The 19,437-nt window shown below is 69.8% G+C and carries 20 protein-coding genes; 13 read left to right on the forward strand and 7 right to left on the reverse strand.

What is annotated here, in order from left to right; translation table 11 throughout:
- Together KZX17_RS00005 and KZX17_RS00010 are read left to right on the forward strand one after the other, a co-directional pair.
- A partial coding sequence (locus tag KZX17_RS00005) for an HNH endonuclease signature motif containing protein (protein ID WP_248175548.1) occupies nucleotides 1-1,183 on the forward strand: 1,183 nt, incomplete at its 5' end.
- Nucleotides 1,184-1,302: 119 nt separating this feature from the next.
- Nucleotides 1,303-1,701: a hypothetical protein gene (locus KZX17_RS00010; protein WP_248171640.1), complete on the forward strand. Its 399-nt coding sequence runs from the start codon at nucleotides 1,303-1,305 to the stop codon at nucleotides 1,699-1,701.
- Here KZX17_RS00010 and KZX17_RS00015 read toward each other — a convergent pair.
- Nucleotides 1,692-2,339 (reverse strand): TetR/AcrR family transcriptional regulator, encoded by a 648-nt coding sequence (locus KZX17_RS00015; RefSeq protein ID WP_248171639.1) that lies wholly within the window; start codon nucleotides 2,337-2,339, stop codon nucleotides 1,692-1,694. The genes KZX17_RS00010 and KZX17_RS00015 overlap by 10 nt on opposite strands.
- Nucleotides 2,340-2,521: 182 nt before the next feature.
- Between KZX17_RS00015 and KZX17_RS00020 the strand changes: the two genes are divergently transcribed.
- The 6 genes from KZX17_RS00020 (at nucleotide 2,522) to KZX17_RS00045 (ending at nucleotide 10,214) form a co-directional block, all read left to right on the forward strand.
- The gene (locus KZX17_RS00020) at nucleotides 2,522-4,186 is read left to right on the forward strand and encodes an ABC transporter substrate-binding protein (RefSeq protein WP_248171638.1); all 1,665 of its coding nucleotides are present in this window, start codon (nucleotides 2,522-2,524) and stop codon (nucleotides 4,184-4,186) included.
- Between the two features lie 81 nt (nucleotides 4,187-4,267).
- A complete protein-coding gene (locus KZX17_RS00025) occupies nucleotides 4,268-5,095 on the forward strand; it encodes an ABC transporter ATP-binding protein (RefSeq protein ID WP_248171637.1) in 828 nt (275 codons plus the stop codon).
- Entirely contained in the window at nucleotides 5,092-5,889 is a 798-nt protein-coding gene (locus tag KZX17_RS00030) for an ABC transporter ATP-binding protein (protein ID WP_248171636.1), read from the forward strand. The genes KZX17_RS00025 and KZX17_RS00030 overlap by 4 nt, the downstream gene beginning before the upstream one ends.
- A complete protein-coding gene (locus tag KZX17_RS00035; RefSeq protein WP_248171635.1) occupies nucleotides 5,886-6,959 on the forward strand; it encodes an ABC transporter permease in 1,074 nt (357 codons plus the stop codon). The genes KZX17_RS00030 and KZX17_RS00035 overlap by 4 nt, the downstream gene beginning before the upstream one ends.
- Nucleotide 6,960: 1 nt before the next feature.
- Nucleotides 6,961-7,977, forward strand: a complete 1,017-nt coding sequence (locus tag KZX17_RS00040; RefSeq protein ID WP_248171634.1) for an ABC transporter permease — start codon at nucleotides 6,961-6,963, stop codon at nucleotides 7,975-7,977.
- A complete protein-coding gene (locus tag KZX17_RS00045; protein WP_248171633.1) occupies nucleotides 7,974-10,214 on the forward strand; it encodes a glycoside hydrolase family 3 N-terminal domain-containing protein in 2,241 nt (746 codons plus the stop codon). The genes KZX17_RS00040 and KZX17_RS00045 overlap by 4 nt, the downstream gene beginning before the upstream one ends.
- Nucleotides 10,215-10,391: 177 nt before the next feature.
- On the opposite strand, the gene KZX17_RS00050 is transcribed toward KZX17_RS00045, so the two are convergent.
- From KZX17_RS00050 to KZX17_RS00065, 4 genes are all read right to left on the reverse strand, one after another.
- Nucleotides 10,392-10,580, reverse strand: coding sequence for a hypothetical protein (locus KZX17_RS00050; RefSeq protein WP_248171632.1), 189 nt, complete (start codon nucleotides 10,578-10,580; stop codon nucleotides 10,392-10,394).
- A 76-nt stretch (nucleotides 10,581-10,656) separates the two neighbouring features.
- Entirely contained in the window at nucleotides 10,657-11,550 is an 894-nt protein-coding gene (locus tag KZX17_RS00055; RefSeq protein ID WP_248171631.1) for a carbohydrate ABC transporter permease, read from the reverse strand.
- A gap of 1 nt (nucleotide 11,551) precedes the next feature.
- Nucleotides 11,552-12,478, reverse strand: coding sequence for a carbohydrate ABC transporter permease (locus KZX17_RS00060; RefSeq protein WP_157532618.1), 927 nt, complete (start codon nucleotides 12,476-12,478; stop codon nucleotides 11,552-11,554).
- A gap of 5 nt (nucleotides 12,479-12,483) precedes the next feature.
- Entirely contained in the window at nucleotides 12,484-13,764 is a 1,281-nt protein-coding gene (locus KZX17_RS00065) for an extracellular solute-binding protein (RefSeq protein ID WP_248171689.1), read from the reverse strand.
- A 126-nt stretch (nucleotides 13,765-13,890) separates the two neighbouring features.
- Between KZX17_RS00065 and KZX17_RS00070 the strand changes: the two genes are divergently transcribed.
- Genes KZX17_RS00070 through KZX17_RS00080 form a run of 3 tightly spaced genes read left to right on the forward strand, consistent with a single transcriptional unit; the run spans nucleotide 13,891 to nucleotide 15,713 of the window.
- Nucleotides 13,891-14,550, forward strand: a complete 660-nt coding sequence (locus KZX17_RS00070; RefSeq protein ID WP_248171630.1) for a TetR/AcrR family transcriptional regulator — start codon at nucleotides 13,891-13,893, stop codon at nucleotides 14,548-14,550.
- Between the two features lie 39 nt (nucleotides 14,551-14,589).
- The gene (locus KZX17_RS00075) at nucleotides 14,590-15,123 is read left to right on the forward strand and encodes an RNA polymerase sigma factor (protein WP_248171629.1); all 534 of its coding nucleotides are present in this window, start codon (nucleotides 14,590-14,592) and stop codon (nucleotides 15,121-15,123) included.
- Nucleotides 15,120-15,713, forward strand: coding sequence for a hypothetical protein (locus KZX17_RS00080; protein ID WP_248171628.1), 594 nt, complete (start codon nucleotides 15,120-15,122; stop codon nucleotides 15,711-15,713). Before KZX17_RS00075 ends, KZX17_RS00080 begins: the two co-directional genes overlap by 4 nt.
- Nucleotides 15,714-15,737: 24 nt before the next feature.
- Here the strand turns inward: KZX17_RS00080 and KZX17_RS15140 are convergent, their stop codons facing one another.
- Nucleotides 15,738-16,457, reverse strand: coding sequence for a response regulator (locus KZX17_RS15140; protein WP_248171627.1), 720 nt, complete (start codon nucleotides 16,455-16,457; stop codon nucleotides 15,738-15,740).
- The gene (locus KZX17_RS00090; RefSeq protein WP_248171626.1) at nucleotides 16,454-17,716 is read right to left on the reverse strand and encodes an ATP-binding protein; all 1,263 of its coding nucleotides are present in this window, start codon (nucleotides 17,714-17,716) and stop codon (nucleotides 16,454-16,456) included. The genes KZX17_RS15140 and KZX17_RS00090 overlap by 4 nt, the downstream gene beginning before the upstream one ends.
- 138 nt (nucleotides 17,717-17,854) lie before the next feature.
- Here KZX17_RS00090 and KZX17_RS00095 point away from each other — a divergent pair, with 138 nt between their 5' ends.
- Together KZX17_RS00095 and KZX17_RS00100 are read left to right on the forward strand one after the other, a co-directional pair.
- On the forward strand, nucleotides 17,855-18,877 hold the full coding sequence (locus KZX17_RS00095; protein WP_248171625.1) for a tripartite tricarboxylate transporter substrate binding protein: 1,023 nt from the start codon (nucleotides 17,855-17,857) through the stop codon (nucleotides 18,875-18,877).
- A complete protein-coding gene (locus KZX17_RS00100; RefSeq protein ID WP_248171624.1) occupies nucleotides 18,874-19,437 on the forward strand; it encodes a tripartite tricarboxylate transporter TctB family protein in 564 nt (187 codons plus the stop codon). The genes KZX17_RS00095 and KZX17_RS00100 overlap by 4 nt, the downstream gene beginning before the upstream one ends.

The following is a 19,437-nucleotide window of genomic DNA, read 5'->3' on the forward strand; positions in this document are numbered from 1 at the left end:
GCACGACATGGCGTTGCGGGCGATCGCGGCGGAAGTCGGCGGGGTCATGCGGGTCGCGGACCGGACCGTGCAACGGCGCATCGACGACGCCCTCGTCATCATCGACGGCTACCCGGCCGCCGTCGCCGCGTGGGAGGCGGGACGGATCGTGCGGGGACACGTGCAGGCGATCGTCGAGGCCGGGAACGCGGTGCCGTTCGAACTGCGGGGTGAGTTCGAAGCGCTCGCGATCGTGCGGTGCGAGCAGGACACGCCCAACCGGGTTCGGGCGGAGCTGCAGATCCTGGCGCAGCGGATGCACCCCCGCTCGTTCGCGGAGCGGCACGAGGATGCCGCCGCCGGGCGGTGCGTGCGGGTGATCCCCGGGCGGGACGGGATGAGCGACCTGATCGCCACCCTGCCGACGGTGATCGCCGAGGGGATCCACGACCGGCTCACGCAACAAGCACGGGCGATCATCGACACCCGGGGCGAGCGGACCACGCCCGACGACGACGTCGCCGCGTCCGACGCGCGCTCGACGGACCAGGTCCGCGCCGATGTGCTCGCCGACCTGCTCCTCGCCGGCACCCCGGCGCTCGATGACACCCGTGACACGACCGCGGGGCCACTCGGGGCGATCCGCGCCCGCGTGCAGATCCTCGTCCCCGCGGCCACACTCACCGGTGCGGACGACGGGCCGTGCGACCTCGTCGGCCGGTCGCCCATCGACCCGAACACCGCGCGGCGTCTCGCAGGTGACACCCGGATCTGGGAACGCTTGTTCCACGACCCCGTCACGAAGGTCACGACCGCGGTCGACTCATACCGGGTCCCGGCCGGGATGCGCCGGTTCCTGCAAGCCCGGGACCAGCACTGCCGGTTCCCCGGATGTCGCGTCCCCGCGATCCGCTGCGAGATCGACCACACCCACGACCACGCCCTCGGCGGCCGCACCGAAACCTGCAACCTCGCCCACCTCTGCCAACGACACCACTCCATGAAGCAATTCACGAAATGGCGGGTCCGACAACTGTCGGGTGGTGTCCTGGAATGGACCTCACCCGCAGGCAGGACCTATAGAGAAGACGCACCCACACCGGCCGTCGCCTTCACCCCTGCCACGCCTCCGGGGTCCGGACCATCCGGAACCGGACCCGGCACACACCAGCCACCACCGGCATCCGACCCCGCACCGTTCTGACACGGGGTGTTCCGCCCGGCATCGATCCACGCATTGCTCCCCCGTCCTGCGCGGGCCCACGCCGTCCCGGTTCATACGGCTCGGCGCCCGCCATCCCACCGCGCGTTACCCTGACGGTCGTGACCTGGACCGCACGAAGCCGACGCACGGCGGCGCTCCTCACGGCGATCGCGTTCCTCACCGCCGCGCTCGTCGCATACGGGCTCCACGTAGCGAGGCTGTGGGTGATGTCCACCGAAGGCGACGTGCCACCGGCATCCGTCCTGCAACTGCCGCCGGGCGCGACCGTCACCTCCGACGAGATCGGGTGCGCCAGCGGCGGATGCAGGCGATCGCTGACGGTGGAGCCCGGGGCGGGCGTCTCATCTGAGCACCTCGCGGAGAGCCTCGACATCACGCCCCAGTTGCGCATCGAGGGGACGCTGCTCGACCCTCGGACCGTCTTCGTCTCGAGCACACCTTGCGATGCGACGCTCGTGATCAGCCTCGACTACTTCTCCGGGCCGAATCAGCCCTGAGCCGGCGCAGCGAGCACCGAGCCTCGAGGCTCCAACACGGCCGCGACGATCGCCTCGATCGCGAACTCCGATGACCGCCCCAAATCGACCGCCGTCGGGTCGAGCAGCCACTGCACCTGCAAACCGTCCATCACCGCGAGGATGCTCGCCGCGCCATCCGCGATCGCGCCCGGCGACGTGATGCCGCGCTCCCTGCACACCCGTTCGAATGCGGTCGTCACCTCGAGGCGCAGATTGCGATACCGCTCCTCGAAGTACGCCCGCCCCGGGTGGTCCTCCGTCACCGACTCCGCCGAGAGCACCGCGAACGCCTGCACGATCCCCGCCCGCCGAGCGTTCGCGAACGCTGTCCGCACGAGGTGACGGAACAGGTCGATGCCACCCGGGATGTGCTGATCCTCGAGATCCGCGACGTCCGTCTCGTCCCGACGCGTCAGCACCTCCAGCAGCAGCTGATCCTTCGAACCGAAGTGATGGAGGATGCCGGCGTGCGTCATCCCGACCTGATCGGCGATGTCCTGCAGCGTCCCGCCGCTGTAGCCCTTCGCGCCGAAGATGTCGAGCGCGGCATCCAGGATGTCGCGGCGGCGCGCGATCGTCGCGGGCCGCGACCGCGGCTGACGGCGGGTGTCGACCATGATCCACCTCTCCTTCGATGCCGGATCAGAGTTTACGCACGGCCCCGACAGCGTTTGCCAGGGGCGCTCTTGAAAACTTACTTACTAGATTGTAAGTTAACTCACGCAATCACACTCAACGCCGAGTGGGACTTCTTCGAAGGGCTCTGCGCGGCGACGTGACCACCCACGAAGGAGAAGCAATGAGGCTCAAGACCTCCCTCGCCGCCGCCGGTCTCACCGCGGCTCTGATCCTCACCGGCTGCGCTGCCGGCGGAGGCTCGAACAACAGCAACGGGGGCGAAGGCTCCGGCGCCGCCCTCACGATCGCCAAGCCCGACGGCGCGATCACCACCGAGTCGCACAACCCCTACCTCGGCGACTCGTCGGCATCGAAGTACGGCTACGCCAAGGTCATCTTCGAGCCGCTCGCCCTGGTCAACCCCACCGGCGACCTCGGCACGACCCCGTGGCTGGCCGAGTCCGTCGAATGGAACGACGACTACACCCAGCTCACCGTCATCCCGCGCAGCGGCGTCACCTGGAGCGACGGCACCGACTTCACCGCCGACGACATCGTCTTCACCTTCGAGCAGTACCTCAGCGGCACCCTCACCGACAGCGCCGGCCTGAACCTGACCGACGTCACCGCCGACGGCGACGCCGTGACGCTCTCCTTCGGCAACTCGAAGTTCACGGCCCAGGCCCGCGTCCTCCACACCCCCATCGTCCCGAAGCACATCTGGGAGGGCATCGACGACCCGAACACCGACCCCCTCACCGGTGAGGGCATGGCCGTCGGCACGGGACCGTACGTCCTCGACAACTGGTCCACCGAGTCGGTCAGCCTCACCGCCAACCCCGACTACTGGGGCGGCGACCTCGCCGTGCCGCAGCTCAACTACATCTCGTACGGCGACAACGCCGCCCTCACCACCGCGCTCGTCTCGGGCGAGGCCGATTGGGCGCAAGCGTTCATCCCGCAGATCGAGTCGAGCTACCTCTCGGCCGACGAAGACAACCAGTTCCTCGTCTCGCCGACCGCCGGCGCCGGCACGCTCTTCATGAACCTGCAGACGAAGCCGTTCAACGATCCCGCGCTCCGCGAGGCGCTCGCGTGGACGATCGACCGCCAGGCCTATGTCGACATCGCCCGCGAAGGCGCGAGCGAGCCCATCTGGAACGTCACCGGCCTCGGCAGCGTCCTCGAGAGCGAGATCATCGACGAGTACCAGGGCGTCGACTACTCGGTCGACGTCGACAAGGCACGCGGTGTGCTCGAGGACGCCGGCTACACGTGGGAGAACGATGCACTCATCGACCCCGACGGCGAAGCGGTGTCGTTCTCGATCTCGGTCCCGGCCGGCTGGAGCGACTGGAACACCGAGCAGGCCCTGCTCGCCGAAGAGCTCGACGAGGCCCTCGGCATCGAGGTCAAGGTCGACCAGCCCGACTGGGGCGGCTGGGATGCCGCTCGCCAGGAGGGCACCTTCCAGGCGATCATCCACTGGCTCGAGGACACCGGCAACGCGTACGGCCTGTACACGTCGACGATGGACCCCAAGTGGATCGTCGACGGGAAGGCCGCCTTCAACTTCGGCCGCTTCGACGACCCGAAGGTGACCGAGGCGCTCAACACCTACGCCAACGCGGCCTCCGACGAGGACCGTCAGGCGGCCTCCGCCGTCCTGCAGACCGCCTTCGCCGAGGAGGTGCCCGCGATTCCGCTCGGCGCCCACCCGCTGCTCGGCGAGTTCAACACCCGCAACTACGTGGGCTGGCCGTCCGAGGACGACCAGTACGCCTCGGGCGACCCGACGCAGCCGGGGATCGTGCAGATCCTCACCGCGCTCGAGCCCGCGGAGTAACACTCCCCTCGCGGGGCGGGTGCCACCGGCATCCGCCCCGCCCTCCCCCTGCCCGCGCCAGCCGAAAGCGAGCCCGCACCGATGCGCGACCCGTTGCTCTCCGTCCGCGACTTCTCCGTCGTGTACGACGTCGACCCTCCCGTCGAAGCCGTGAAGAACGTCAGCCTCGAACTCCGCCGCGGCGAGATCCTCGGTCTCGCGGGTGAGAGCGGATGCGGCAAGACGACACTCGCCTACGGCATCCAACGTCTCCTCAAAGCCCCGGCGATCATCTCCAGCGGCTCCGTCGAGTTCCACGACGGGACGACCGGCGAGACCGTCGACGTGAACGCGCTCCATCCCGAGCAGATGCGCCGATTCCGGTGGGACAAGGTCTCGATGGTGTTCCAGGGGGCGATGAACGCCCTCAACCCCGTCGCGACCATCGGATCCCAACTCGAGGACGTCTTCGAGATCCACCGCCCCGGCATGTCGCGCTTCGAGCGCCGGCGGGCGGTCGTCGAGCTGCTCGAGATCGTGAAAGTCGGCGGCGACCGCATCCGATCGTTCCCCCACGAGCTCTCGGGCGGCATGCGCCAGCGGGTCATGATCGCCATGGCGCTGGCGCTGCGACCCCAGCTCATGGTCATGGACGAACCGACCACCGCGCTCGACGTGCTCGTGCAGCGCGAGATCCTGGCGCAGATCTCGCAGCTGCGCCACGAGTTCGGCTTCTCGGTCATCTTCATCACCCACGACCTGCCCCTCCTCCTCGAGATCAGCGACCGCATCGCGATCATGCGCGAGGGCGAGATCGTCGAGCTCGACACCGCCGAGCGCATCTGGAACGCACCGAAGCACGACTACACGAGGACCCTCCTGTCGTCGTTCCCGAGGCTCACCGGCGAGCGCGGGGTGGTGGCGCGATGACCACCCTCGAGTTCGACGGCGTCACGAAGATCTACAACGTCCGCGGCGCCGGGCAGATCACGGCCCTCGACGACGTCAGCTTCACCCTGACCTCGGGCCGGACGATCGGCCTCGTCGGGCAGTCGGGCAGCGGCAAGTCCACGATCGCGAAGATCCTCACCCAGCTCGAGACGCCCTCGCGCGGCGAGGTCCGACTCGACGGCGCGCCGATCCCCCGGCGCGGCGCGGGCCTGCGCGCCTACCGCCAGCAGCTGCGCATGGTCTTCCAGGACCCCTTCGCCTCACTCAACCCGTACCACTCCATCCGTCACCACGTGGAGCGGCCGCTGCGCCTCGACAAGGTCGTCCCGAAGGACGAGATGGATGCCGAGGTCCGGCGCCTGCTCGACCGCGTCCGTCTGCAGTCCGACGTCATCGACCGCCGCCCGCACGAGCTCTCGGGCGGCCAGCGCCAGCGCGTCGCGATCGCCCGCGCCCTCGCGTCGCGGCCGCGCCTGCTCGTCGCCGACGAACCGGTGTCGATGCTCGACGTCTCCATCCGCCTCGGCGTTCTCAACCTCCTCGCCGACCTGCAGCGCGAAGAGGGGCTCGGGGTGCTCTACATCACCCACGACCTCGCGACCGCACGGCACTTCAGCGACGAGATCCTCGTCCTGAACCAGGGTCGTGTCGTCGAGCGCGGGAGCGCCGACGACGTCATCCTGCGGCCGCAGCATCCGTACACCCAGCAGCTGCGCGCCGCCTCCCCCGACCCCGAGAGCCACTTCGCCGACTACACCGGAGGTGCCAGGTGACCGCCGTCGAACCCCAGATCCCCGTCGAGGACGCACTCGAGGCGGGGACGACGTCCACCGTCGCCGTGAAGGGGCGCAGCCGCATCCCGTGGCGCTTCCTCGGTGGTCGCGCCGCGTTCTACCTGTTCACGCTGTGGGCGGCGATCACGATCAACTTCTTCCTTCCCCGGCTCATGAAGGGCGACGCGGTCGACCAGTACCTCGCCCGCAACCGCAACGTCAGCCCCGAGGCCGCCGACGCACTCCGCTCACTGCTCGGCATCGACACCGACAAGAGCATGTGGCAGCAGTACCTCGACTACTGGGCGCTGCTGCTGCGCGGCGACCTCGGCGTCTCGCTGCTGCACGGCCTGCGCCCCGTCACCGAGGTCATCTCGCAGGCGCTCCCCTGGACCGTCGGCCTCGTCGGCTTCGCGACCATCCTCTCGTTCCTCATCGGGACGATCGGCGGCGCGATCGTCGGGTGGCGCCGCGGCAGCCGGGCGGAGGTCCTCATCCCGATCACGACGTTCCTCAGTACCATCCCCTATTTCTGGCTCGGCCTGCTCGCAATCGCGCTCTTCTCGGTCAACCTCGGCTGGTTCCCGATCGGCAAGGCCTACGGCGTGGGCATGTCGCCCGAGCTCACCCCGGAGTTCATCGGTCAGGTGATCCACCACGGCACCCTCCCGGCCCTCACGATCGTCATCGCCTCGCTCGGCGGCTGGATGCTCGGCATGCGCAACATGATGCTCACCGTCCTCGACGAGGACTACATCACGGTCGCGCAGGCCAAGGGGATGCCGAACTCCCGCGTCCTCTGGCGCTACGCCGCCCGCAACGCGGTCCTCCCGCAGATCCAGAGCTTCGCCCTGTCGATCGGCTTCATCGTCGGCGGCACGATCGTCATGGAGATGGTCTTCAGCTACCCGGGCGTCGGGAAGCTCCTGCTCGACGCCACGAACGCGAAGGACTACGCGCTCATGCAGGGCGTCTTCCTCGTGATCACGCTCTCGGTGCTCGTCGCGAACATCCTCGCCGACGTCGCCTACGCGTTCCTCGACCCGCGCACCCGTCAGACGGAGGCCTGAGATGACGACCACCGCCACCATCCGCATGGCACGCGAGAGCGAGCCCGCCCCGACCACCTTCCTCGCGCGGCTCGGCGCGGCGTTCGCGATGTTCCGCAACGGCAAGTCGATCACGGGGCTCGCGATCCTCGGCTTCTTCGTGCTCGTCGCGATCTTCGCCGACGTTCTCGCGCCGTACTCGCCGACGAAGGTCGACAACACCGCGCGCTTCCAGCCGCCGTCGCCGGAGCACTGGCTCGGCACCACCCACATCGGCGAGGACGTCCTCAGCCAGGTCATCCACGGCACCCGCGGCGTGATCGTGGTCGGCTTCCTCGCCGCCCTCATCGCGACGATCATCGCGATCGTGGTCGGGGTCATCTCCGGGTATCTGAAGGGGTGGCGCAGCGAGAGCCTCTCCGCCCTCACGAACGTCTTCCTCGTCATCCCCGGCCTGCCGCTCATCATCATCGTGGCGTCGATGTTCGAGTCGCCGCCGCTCGTCCTCATCGCCGCCGTCCTCGGCATCACCGGGTGGGCATGGGGCGCACGCGTCCTGCGCGCGCAGACGATGTCGCTCCGCAATCGCGACTTCATCCAGGCGGCCCGAGCCAACGGCGAGCCGCTCGCTCGCATCATCGCGGTCGAGATGCTGCCGAACCTCATGGCACTCATCGCCGCGAGCTTCGTCGGCACCGTCACCGCCGCGATCCTCGGCCTTACGACGCTCTCGTACATCGGCGTCATCCCCGTCGACACGTACAACTGGGGAACGATCCTCAACTGGGCGAGCGCCCAGGGCGCGTTCCGTCAGAACCAGTGGTGGTGGTACCTGCCCCCGGGCCTGTGCATCGCCGCCATCGGCGTTGCGCTCTCGCTCATCAACTTCGGCATCGACGAGTACGTCAACCCGCGTCTGCGGTCGGCCGGCGAGCGCGCCCGCGCCATGAAGAAGAAGGGGCTCGACGTGAACGACGCCGTCACGGCCGTCCGCGCCCCCTCCGCATCCGTCTCCACCTCGAAGGACACCACCGCATGACCGTCGTCGACCTGTCGACCGCCCCCTACCTGGACGCCTCGCTGCCCGTCGAGGAACGGGTCGCCGACCTGCTCGGCCGCATGACCCTCCCCGAGAAGGTCGGGCAGATGATGCAGTTCGACGCCCGCGAAGACCTCGAGCACATCGTGCTCGAGCGCCACGCCGGGTCGATCCTGCACACGTCCCCCGAGAAGGTGCTCCGCGCCGCCGAGCTCACCGCGCAGACGCGGCTGCGCATCCCGCTCCTGGTGGCCGAGGACTGCATCCACGGGCACTCGTTCTGGGAGGGCGCCACGATCTTCCCGACACAGCTCGGCATGGCCTCGACGTGGGATCCCGAGCTCGTCGAGCAGGTCGCGACGGCGACCGCGGCCGAGGTGGCGGCCACCGGCATCCACTGGACCTTCTCCCCCGTCCTCTGCATCGCGCGCGACCTGCGCTGGGGCCGTGTGAACGAGACGTTCGGCGAGGACCCGTTCCTCATCGGCGAGCTCGCCTCGGCGATGGTGCGCGGGTACCAGGGCGACGGCCTGGACGACCCCGACGCGATCCTCGCGACCGCGAAGCACTTCGCCGGCTACTCCGAGACGCAGGGCGGGCGCGACGCGAGCGAGGCCGACATCTCGCGCCGCAAGCTCCGCTCGTGGTTCCTGCCGCCGTTCGAACGTGTCGCTCGGGAGGGATGCCGCACCTTCATGCTCGGCTACCAGACCACCGACGGCGTGCCGATCACCGTGAACGACTGGCTGCTCAGCGACGTCCTCCGCGGCGAGTGGGGCTACACCGGCACCCTCATCACCGACTGGGACAACGTCGGCCGCATGGTGTGGGAGCAGAAGGTGCAGCCCGACTTCGTGCACGCCGCGGCCGCCGCCGTGAAGGCCGGCAACGACATGGTCATGACCACGCCCGGGTTCTTCTCCGGCGCGCTCGAGGCCGTCGAACGCGGGATGCTGACCGAGGCCGACATCGATCAGGCCGTCGCGCGCATCCTGTCGCTCAAGTTCCGCTTCGGTCTGTTCGAGAACCCCCGCCTGCCCGACCGCGAGCGCATCGCCGCGGTCGTCGCCCGCAGCGCCCACACCGACCTCAACCTCGAGGTGACCCGCCGCTCGCTCGTGCTGCTGCGCAACGACGGCACCCTGCCGCTGGCCGCCGGCACCCGCCGGATCGCCGTCGTCGGCCCCCTCGCCGATGACGCGCAGACCCAGCTGGGCGACTGGGCCGGGTCGTCCGGACAGGTCGATTGGATGCCGGACGGCCACCCGCGTGCGCAGATCACGACGGTCCTCGACGGGCTGCGTGGACGCTCGAGCGGGGCGGTCGAGTACGCGCGGGGCGCCGACATCCTGCGCCTGACCGACGACCCCGCCGGCACGTTCCCCGACGGGCAGCCGCGCCCGCCGATCGTCGTCCCGAGCGACCCCGACGAGGAGGGGATCGCCGAGGCGGTCGCCCTCGCCGAGCGCTCCGACGTCGTCGTCGCCGTCGTCGGCGACCGGATCGAGCTCGTCGGCGAGGGCCGGTCGACCGCGACCCTCGAGCTCATCGGCGGGCAGCGCGCACTCCTCGAGGCCCTCGCGGCGACGGGCACGCCGCTCGTCGTCGTGCTCATGGCGTCGAAGCCGCTCATCCTGCCCGCGTCGGTGCGCGAGGCATCCGTCGTCTGGGTCGCGAACCCCGGCATGCAGGGCGGTCGCGCGATCGCCGAGTTGCTGCTCGGCGAGATCGAACCCGCCGGACGCCTGCCGATCTCGTTCGCCCGTCACGCCGGCCAGCAGCCGACGTACTACAACCAGATCCGCGGCCAGCACGGCGACCGCTACGCCGACCTCACCCAGGAACCGGCGTTCGCGTTCGGCGACGGCCTCTCGTACACGACCGTCGAGTACGACGAGCCCGAGATCCTGACGCCCGTGGTCTCCGGCGGGGACACCGTCCGCGCCCGCGTGACCGTCCGCAACACCGGCACGCGCCCCGCGCACGAGGTCGTCCAGGTCTACGTGCGCGACACCGTGACCTCGGTCAGCTGGGCCGACAAAGAGCTGAAGACGTACCGCCACGTCGACCTCGCCCCAGCGGCTGCGGCGACGGTCGAGATCGAGTTGCCGGCGTCCGACTGCACGATCGTGGATGCGGCCGGCCGCCGCATCGTGGAACCCGGGGAGTTCGACCTCCTCATCGGGCCGTCGTCCCGCGACGAGGTGCTGCGGGCGGTCTCGTTCGAGATCCGCTGACACGACGGAACAGCGAGGGGCGGGTGCGTGGTGTCACCCGCCCCTCGCTCGCGTCACGTGCCCCGCGCTTCAGCGGGAATCTGCGCTCCAGCGGACATTCGGCGTCGGTTCAACCGCTGGAACGCGGATCCCCGCCGTTATGACGAGCCGACCGCACCTCGTGTTGTGAGGCGGAGGTCAAACTGCGCCGCCACCGCCGATGCGGGTCCACGCCGTGCTGCCCTCGGCGCGACGCGAAGCCTGCCTCGGATCGGTTGATATGGGGCCGCCGGCGCGCTTCGTATCGTCGCGGCGCGTCGACGACGCCGGTCCGAGCAGACGGTCGAACACCCTGGCGATGCTGCGGACGATCCGAGACCTGGTCATGCCCGCAGGCTAGTCCCAGATCGGTACCCCGTTCGGTGAACGATCGGTGAACCACGACGCCGAGCCGCCGGGCGACCTACTTCAGTCCGGTCATCGCGATGCCCTGCACGAAGTAGCGCTGCAGGAACAGGAACAGCAGCAGGATCGGCGTCACGACGAGGACCGACCCCGCCATCAGCAGCCCGTAGTACGTGCCGTTCGACCCGACCGAGTAGAGCGACAGCGCCACCGGCAGGGTGTACATCTGCTCGGTCTGGGCCACCACGAGCGGCCAGAGGAAGTTGTTCCACGAGCCGAGGAAGGTGAGGATCGCGAGCGTGGCGATCGGGGGGCCGCACTGCGGCAGCACGACGCGCAAGAAGATGCGCCACTCCCCCGCCCCGTCGATGCGCGCCGCCTCGATCAGCGCGTCCGGCACGCCCATGATGAACTGCCGCATGAGGAACACGCCGAGCGGTCCCGCCAGGAACGGCAGGATGAGCGCCGGATACGTGTTGACGAGGCCCATGTTCGCGACGAGGACGAACATCGGCACGAGCGTCACGACACCCGGGACCATCAAGGTCAGCAGCACGAGGCCGAACAGCACCTTCTTGCCGGGGAACTCCAGCTTCGCGAGCGCATACGCGACCATCGAGCAGAACACGATGTTGCCGACCACGACGACGAGCGCCACGACCACCGAATTCAGGAAGAACTGTCCGTAGTCCAGCTGCGTCAGCCACTGCGAGTAGTTGTCGAGCGTCGCCTGCTCGGGCCACCACGTGATGGGCCGCTGCAGCAGCTCGCCCTGCGTCTTGAAGCTGCCGAGCAGCATCCACATGAACGGCGCGAGGGTCAAGAGCAGCCCGATCGTCAGCGCGAGGTAGGTGACGCCGCGCGACCAGCCGATCGGCCGTCGACGCCGGCGGGGCGCGGCATCCGTCGTCACCGCGGCCTTCTCGGGCTCGGTCACCGTCGTGATCGCCATGTCAGTTGTCCTTCGATCGCAGCAACCGGAACTGCACGGCCGACAGCGCTGCGATGAACGCGAACAGCACGTAGGCCGCCGCGGACGCGAGCGAGTAGTCGCCGTATCCGAACTGGTTGTAGACGTAGTAGCTGATGGTGAGGGTCGAGTTCAGCGGACCACCCTGGGTCATCACGAAGGGCTCCTCGAAGACCTGCAGGAAGCCGACCGACAGGAGGACCGCGCCGAGCAGCAGCGTCGGCCGCATGAGCGGCAGCGTCATGCTCGTGAAACGACGCCAGGCGCTCGCGCCGTCGACCTCGGCGGCCTCGTAGACGTCCCGCGGGATCGCCTGCAGGCCCGCCAGGAAGATGATCATGAGCGTGCCCATGTTGCGCCAGGCGCCCATCACGATGATCGACGGCATCGCCCAGACCGGGTCGTTCAGCCAATCCGGGCCGTTGATCCCGACCCAGGACAGCACCGTGTTGAGCAGCCCTGAGTCCTGCAGGATGAACTTCCACACGACGGCGACCGCGACGATCGATGTCACGACCGGCGTGTAGAAGCCCACCCGGAAGACGCTGCGGAACTTCTCGATGCCCGAGTTCAGCGCGACCGCCAGCAGCAGTCCGAGCGCCATCGTGAGCGGGATGCCGACACCGACGAAGTAGAAGGTGTTGACGATCGACTTCACGAACAGTTCGTCCTGGAACAGCGCGACGAAGTTGTCGAACCCGATCACGTTGACCGAGAACGGCGAGCGCAGGTCCCGCACGCCGAGATCGGTGAACGACATCGCGAACGAGCCCAGCAGCGGGCCGAGCATGAAGACAGCGAAGATGACGAGGAACGGCAGGGCGAACAGCCACGCCACCACCGCGGTGCGGCGCCGCTGGGCGGCGAAGCCTCCTCGCCGCCCAGCCGCGCTCGTCGAGACGAGCGCCACGATGGTTACCAGCCCGTGCCGAGCGACTCGGCCTTGGCGATGATGGCGGATGCCGCATCCGCCGCACTGCTGCCGTTGGCGACCTTCTCGGCCTCGGTCTCGATGAACGCCGACATCTCGTTCCAGCTCGGCACCGACGGCGGAGCCACGGTGTCCTCGAGCTGCTCGTTCAGGACCGACAGGCGCGGGTCGGAGGTGAACGGCTCGGAGTCGAGGGCGGAGGTCACGGCCGGCAAGGCGTTGACCGTCTCGAACCATTGCTGCTGCGTCTCGGGGTCGGAGAGCCACTTGATGAGCTTCCAGGCGCCGTCGGCGTTCTCCGCGTCCTCGAACACACCGAGGTGCCCGCCGCCGAGGTACGAGTCGTTGTTGTCGGCGCCAGCCGGCACCGGCGCGGTGCCGACGTTCTCGTCGACCCACTCCGGCGACTCCTGGTCGCCCAGCACGCCGACCATCCACGGGCCGGAGATGAACGCGGGGTTCGAACCGCTCGCGAACGCGGCCGTCTGCTCGTCGCCATAACCGGACATGGGCGCGAGACCTTCGGTGAAGAACGAGGCGTAGTACTCGAGCGCGTCGGTGAGGGCAGCCTCGTCCCACGCATAGGCGGTGCCGTCGTCGTTCAGCACCTCGCCGCCGGCCTGCGCGTAGAACGGCAGGATGACCTGCGTCGAGTCCTCGGCGTCACCCATCGGCAACTGGATGCCGTAGTCCGACCCGTTCTCCTGCATCGCCGTCGCGAAGGCGGTCAGGTCGTCCCACGTCTTCGGAGCCTCGACTCCCGCCTGCTCGGCGAGGTCGGTCCGGTAGTACATGACGCGCGTCTCGACGTACCACGGCACGGCGTACGCCGTGCCCTCGACCTCGGTCGACTCGAGCGCGGTCTCGTTGAACGAGTCGTCGTCGACGAGGTCGTCGGGCACCTGTGCGAGGCCACCCGCTGCGACCATCGAGGGCAGCAGCGACGAGCCGATCATGATCGCATCGGGAACGGTGCCGGCGGCGACGGCGGTCTGGTACTTGGTCATCACGTCCGTCCACGGGATGGACGTGACGGTGACGCTCGCCTCGGGATTGTCCTCGACGAAGGCGTCGGCGAAGTCGCCGAGGTTCTCGCCCTCCTCACCCATCGCCCAGATCTCGATCTCACCGGTCGCGGGGGAATCGTCGACCGTGACGGCCTCGCCGCCACCGCCCTGGCCGGCGTCGTCCGCCCGGCCGCATCCGGCGAGGGCCAGCATGCCCACCACACCGATCGCTCCGAACGCGAGTGCCTTGTTCCGCATCTTCACGGGATCCTCCTCATCGAGTCTTGACGCCGCGGCAGCTGATCGGGAAACTAACTTAGCAACTGCTCGCTTAGTTTGTTGAGCATAGACTGGCGGCAACCCCCCTCGCAAGAGAGCAGGCCGATGAGCAACGCAGCCGAGAACGCCGAGCCCGATGCCCCCGAGCCCGATGTCCCTGAGCGCCCCGACCTCCGACGGGTGCGCGGCGACAAGCGGCGGTCCACGATCCTCGAGACCGCCGTCGAGGTGTTCGGCGAACAGGGCTACCGCGGCACGTCGCTGCGTGAGATCGCCCGCCGTGTCGGCATCTCGGATGCCGGCCTGCTGCACCACTTCGGATCGAAGATGGGCCTGCTCGCGGCCACGATCGCCGCGCGCGACGAGATCGACCGCGACCGCCGCGAGCAATCCGAGGCCGCAGGTGTCGCCTTCGTCGACACCATGCGCGAGCAGGTCGCCCGCAACACCCGCTCCCCCGGTCTCGTGGCGCTGCACGTCGTGCTCTCGGCCGAAGCGACCGACCCGCAGCATCCGGCGCACGAGTCCTTCCGCGAGCGCTACCGAGCCATCCGCCATCAGGACGACGAGTCGTTCTCCCGCCTGCAGGAGCAGGGCGAGCTGCGCACCGACCTCGACCCGGAGCGCGTCGGCCAACTGGTGACCGCCATGATGGACGGCCTCCAGCTGCAGTGGCTGCTCGACCCGGACGCCGTCGACATGGAGGGCCTGTTCGAGGACTTCCTGCACCTGCTCGAGATTCCGCCGGCGTCGCACGGCGAGTAAGAACCGTCCCAGTGCCGGACATGGGTCAGCATGGTGGCCATGTCCCACGCAGACCGTCGTCGGCGCTTCGAAGAGATCGCAGCCGACGTCACCGAGCCCGTGCGGCGCTATGTCGCGCGCCGGGCGGCGGCTGCCGACGTCGACGACGTCCTGTCCGAGACGCTCCTCGCGCTGTGGCGGCGACTGGACGACGTCCCCGCCGAGCACATCGCGTGGGCGATCGGGGTGGCCCGCCTGCAGCTCGCCAACGCCGATCGAGCCTCACGGCGTCGGGACCGCCTGGCGAACCGCATCCGCGCGATCGATCCACCGTGCGCGCATTCGGAACCGAGCGACGAGGTCGACGACGCCGTCCGTGCCGTCCTCGCGACGCTGAGACCGCCGGATGCCGAGGTGCTGCGACTGTGGTCGTGGGAGCAGCTCGAGCCGCGCGAGATCGCGGTCGCACTCGGGATCACGGCGAACGCCGCCGCCGTCAGGCTGCACCGGGCGCGGGGACGATTCGCCCAGGCCTGGCGTAAGGAACAGGCGGCGGACGGACATGTCGGAGTGAAGGAGAGGAGCGGACGATGACTCGTGGCGAACAGGACGACCTGCGACAGCTGATCCGTCGCGCCGACCCCTCCGCGTCGCTCGCACCCCTGCGAGGCGATCAGCACACCCGACTCGTGGAGGACACCATGACCCGCACCGACACCGCACCCCCGAGCCCGCGCGTCCGCATCCCGCGGCGGGCCTGGGCCCTCGGCGGCGGCATCGCCGTCGCCGCCGCCGCGGCAGCGTTCGTGCTGCCGGCGACGCTGACGCCGCCCGCACCCGCCACCCGGCTCGAGCTCGCGCCGGACGGTGGCGCGATGGCCAGCTGCGCGGAGATCACCCCCGAGGTGATCGCGCAGGCCGACGACGCCTTCCGCGCGACCGTCACCTCCATCGAGGGCGGTGTCGTGACGCTCACCGTGGCGGAGCGCTTCGCCGGCGACATCGGCGACACCGTGGAGGTGGCCCAGGGCGAGGACAGCGCGATTGACGGCGCGCCGATCGTCTTCGAGGACGACACGACCTATCTGATCGCGGCGACCGACGGCGTCGTCGCGACGTGCGGCGTGAGCGGCGAGGACTCCCCGGAGCTCGACACGCTCTACCGCGACGCGTTCGGCGGCTGAGCGCGACCGGGCGCCCCGTCCGCGCTAGACCGGCGCGAGGCGGTACAGCACCTCGGGGCGCCCTCGCCGGCCATACCGATGCGCCACCACGATGGCCCCCGTCTCCGCGAGATGCGCCAGGTACCGGTGCGCCGTCGCGCGCGACATCGCGCAGTCCTCCGCCACCTCGGCGACCGAGCGCCCCGTGACGGCATCGAGCGCCGCGAGCACGCGGTCGAGCGTCGGGAGCGCCAGCCCTTTCGGCAGCGGCCTCGTGCCGCTCTCGCGTGTCGCGGCCGCGACGGTGCGGATGCCGCCGGTCGCCAGCAGTCGATCGATCTCGCCCTGGGCGAGCGGGCGCTCACGACCGGCATCCGACCGCGCCTGCACCTGCTCGCGGTACCGCTCGAGCCGGGCACGCAGCGCCGCCTCGGTGAACGGCTTCACGAGATACCCCACGACGCGGGCGGCGAGCGCCTGTCGAACGGTCGTCTGATCGTTCGACGAGCTGATCACCAGCACATCCGGACCGTCCCCGCCGAGCGTCCGCAGCCGGTGCAGTACCTCCACACCGCTGATGTCGGGCAGGCGCATGTCGAGCAGCACGAGGTCGACGCCCGAAGCGCTGCGGGCGACGGCATCCTCCCCCGTTCCGGCCGCACCCGCGACCGTGAACCCGGACACGTCGTCGACGAAACCGCAGTGCAGTGCCCGTGCACCGCGGTCGTCGTCGACGACGAGCACCCGGATCGACGCTTCGCTCACACCCGCTCCATCTCGAACGCGAACCGCGCACCGCCGAGCGGCGACGGACCGACCTCGATCGTCCCCCCGCGCGAGGTGACCGTCCGGCGGACCGTCTCGAGCCCGTATCCGCGGCCGAACCCCGACCCGTCGGGCTTCGTCGTGACGCCCTGCCCGAAGATGCGGCCGGCCATCCGAGGATCGACGCCCGGGCCGTCGTCGTCCACCGCGCCCGCGAGCACTCCGGCGGTGTCACGGAGCACGCAGCGCACGCGGGTCGCGCCCGCCTCGCCGGCGTTGCGGCAGAGGTTCGTGACGACCGTGACCGCGGCGTCGTCCAGATCGCCCTCGAGCGCCATGTCGAATTCCGCCTGCGCACCCCATTCGAGCAGCTCCGCCCGCACCGCGTGCATCGTTGCTGACGCGAGCGGCCGGCCGTCGCCGCTGTCGACGTCGGCCGTCGCGACGGGGACCACATCCTCGATGTAGCCGAGCGCCTCGGCGGCGTCGCCCCGTGAGACCAGTCCGTGGATCACATGCAGTCGTGTGCCGAACTCATGGGCCTGCTCGCCCAGCGCCGCCGTCGTCCGGCGCATCTGCGCATTCTCGGCGGCCACCACGTCCGCGCGCCGGAACCGCCGCTCGACCGCGGCCGTCAGCGCGGAGCTCGCCAGCGTCGCGATCACGAGCGCGCCGATCCCCCACGGCAGCAGGGCGGCGAGCGCCGCATCCCGATCGGCCGCGATGCTCGACTCCAACACGCCCACCGCCACCATGCCGACGATGCGCTCCCCGTCGCGCACGGGGACCTTCGCACGCAGCGACGGCCCGGAGGCGCCGCGTTCGGTGCCGAGGAACGTCTCGCCCGCGAGCACGGGGGCGCCTGTCGTCTCCACCTGCACGCCGCGCTCGGATGCCGACGGATGCGTGATCCGGACCCCCTCGTCGTCCGTGATGACGACGTAGTACACCCCGGCCGACTCGCCCACCAGCTCGGCGAGCGGCTGCAGCGCCGCCGTCGCCGAGGCGAGATCGGCGGCGTCCGCGAGGTCGGTCGGGGTCCCGGCATCCGTCGTCGCCGAAAGGGTCGCTCGCACGTCGTCGAGGCCCGCGAGGCTCTCCGCGACACCCATGACCCGCTCGGCCGTCGCGTCGCGGATCGTGCGCTCCTGGACCGTCATGGCCACCGCGACCGTCACCGACAGCGCCGCGAGCGTGACGATCGACGGCAGGACGAGCAGCAGCAACCGCACCACACGGGGCCGCAGCGGAGACGCCATCGTGCACCACTCCTCGTCGGTCGCGCGGTCCGTGAACGTTTAAGAGAACAACCACCGACGGATGCCGACTCGGCACCGCGCGCTGACATCCTATTTCGATCTCGCGGAGACGACGATGTCCGCGCGAACGGAGCGATGATGACCCCCACAGACACCCCCACGACCCGCGCGACCCGCGCGACCCCGCGGACCGTCATCGGCCGCGTCATCGGCGGCGCGATCGCCGTCGCCGCCATCGGGACCGCGGCCGTCGGTTCGATCTCGTCGGCCGCGTCCGGGCAGGAGGTGGGCGCCTCGATGACGATCATCGCGCCCGCCGCAGCCGGCGGCGGCTGGGACGGCGTCGCTCGCGAACTGCAGCAGGCGCAGAAGGCGAACGGCCTCGTCAACAACGTGCAGGTCGTGAACATGCCAGGCGCCGGCGGCACCATCGCCCTCGGCAACGTGTCGGTCCTCGAGGGCCAGCCGAACAACATGCTGGTCGGCGGCACGGGCCTGTTGGCGGCGACGATCCAGTTCGACTCGGCGGCGACCCTCGACGACGTGACGCCGCTGGCCGTCGTCGTCGAGGAGTACGACGTGATCGTCGTCCCCGCCGACTCGCCCTACGATTCCCTCGACGACCTCGTCGCGGCGTGGAAGGAGGATCCGAAGTCGATCCCGTGGACCGGCGGCGGCTCCTTCGACCAGCTCGTCGTCACCGACCTCGCCCTCGCGGCCGGCATCGATCCGATCGACACGACCTACATCTCCTCCGACGGCGGCGGTGAGGCCATCCAGGCACTCCTGAACGGCACCGCCCAGGCGGCTGCGGGCGGGTACCCCGACAACATCGACCAGATCGAGGCGGGCCGCCTCCGCGCCCTGGCGCTCGTCGCGAGCCAGCCCATCGACGGCATCGACATCCCGACGGCGAAGGACCAGGGGTTCGACGTCTCGCTCACGAACTGGCGGTCACTCTCGGCCCCGACCGGTCTCGACGAGGACGACCGCGAGGCGCTCACCGACCTCGTGCTCGACAGCGTCGCGACCCCCCAGTGGGCAGACGCGATGGACCGCTACCACTGGACCGAGCGCATCATCACCGGCGACGACCTCGACGCCTTCCTGCAGGACGAGGAATCCCGCATCCGCGCACTCTACGAGGAGATGGGCCTGTGACCTTCCCCGCCAACCCCACCTCGGCCTCGGCCGTCATCGGCGAACGCCTGCGCCTCGTCTCGGGTCCCGGCCTCGCCGCCCTGCTGAAGGGCCTGACGATGCCGGTGATCCTCGCCGCGTTCGCAACCTACCTCGTCGTCGGCATCGTCACGATGCGGGTTCCCGAAGGCACCGCGTTCCCCGGACCGCAGTTCTTCCCCGGCATCATCGCAGCGGGCCTCTACGCCTTCGCAGCGGCCCTGGTCGTCTCGGCGATCCGCGAGATCCGTGCGACGCCCGATCCCGTCGCATCGGGCGACGAGCCCGCGCGCGCCGTCCGCGTCGACATCCGGTCGTTCGCGTGGGTCGTCCTGTCGTTCCTGGCCTTCGCGTTCCTGCTCGAGTTCCTCGGATGGGTGATCGCGGCGGGCCTGCTCTTCTGGTGCGTGGCGCGCGCGTTCGGAGCCGCGCGGCCGCTCCAGAGCCTTGCGGTCGGGTTCACCCTGAGCTCGCTGGCGTACATCGGTTTCGACATGCTGCTCGGGATGCCCCTCCCGTCCGGTCTTCTCGGAGGGTTCTGA

The sequence above is a fragment of the Microbacterium sp. EYE_78 genome (assembly GCF_023149035.1).
GTDB lineage: Bacteria > Actinomycetota > Actinomycetes > Actinomycetales > Microbacteriaceae > Microbacterium.

Coding starts and splice junctions, on each gene's coding strand:
- KZX17_RS00015 (WP_248171639.1), bottom strand. CDS start 2,339: ATGGTCGACACCCGCCGTCAGCCGCGGTCGCGGCCCGCGACGATCGCG.
- KZX17_RS00020 (WP_248171638.1), top strand. CDS start 2,522: ATGAGGCTCAAGACCTCCCTCGCCGCCGCCGGTCTCACCGCGGCTCTG.
- KZX17_RS00025 (WP_248171637.1), top strand. CDS start 4,268: ATGCGCGACCCGTTGCTCTCCGTCCGCGACTTCTCCGTCGTGTACGAC.
- KZX17_RS00030 (WP_248171636.1), top strand. CDS start 5,092: ATGACCACCCTCGAGTTCGACGGCGTCACGAAGATCTACAACGTCCGC.
- KZX17_RS00040 (WP_248171634.1), top strand. CDS start 6,961: ATGACGACCACCGCCACCATCCGCATGGCACGCGAGAGCGAGCCCGCC.
- KZX17_RS00045 (WP_248171633.1), top strand. CDS start 7,974: ATGACCGTCGTCGACCTGTCGACCGCCCCCTACCTGGACGCCTCGCTG.
- KZX17_RS00050 (WP_248171632.1), bottom strand. CDS start 10,580: ATGACCAGGTCTCGGATCGTCCGCAGCATCGCCAGGGTGTTCGACCGT.
- KZX17_RS00055 (WP_248171631.1), bottom strand. CDS start 11,550: ATGGCGATCACGACGGTGACCGAGCCCGAGAAGGCCGCGGTGACGACG.
- KZX17_RS00065 (WP_248171689.1), bottom strand. CDS start 13,764: ATGCGGAACAAGGCACTCGCGTTCGGAGCGATCGGTGTGGTGGGCATG.
- KZX17_RS00070 (WP_248171630.1), top strand. CDS start 13,891: ATGAGCAACGCAGCCGAGAACGCCGAGCCCGATGCCCCCGAGCCCGAT.
- KZX17_RS00075 (WP_248171629.1), top strand. CDS start 14,590: ATGTCCCACGCAGACCGTCGTCGGCGCTTCGAAGAGATCGCAGCCGAC.
- KZX17_RS00080 (WP_248171628.1), top strand. CDS start 15,120: ATGACTCGTGGCGAACAGGACGACCTGCGACAGCTGATCCGTCGCGCC.
- KZX17_RS00090 (WP_248171626.1), bottom strand. CDS start 17,716: ATGGCGTCTCCGCTGCGGCCCCGTGTGGTGCGGTTGCTGCTGCTCGTC.
- KZX17_RS00095 (WP_248171625.1), top strand. CDS start 17,855: ATGACCCCCACAGACACCCCCACGACCCGCGCGACCCGCGCGACCCCG.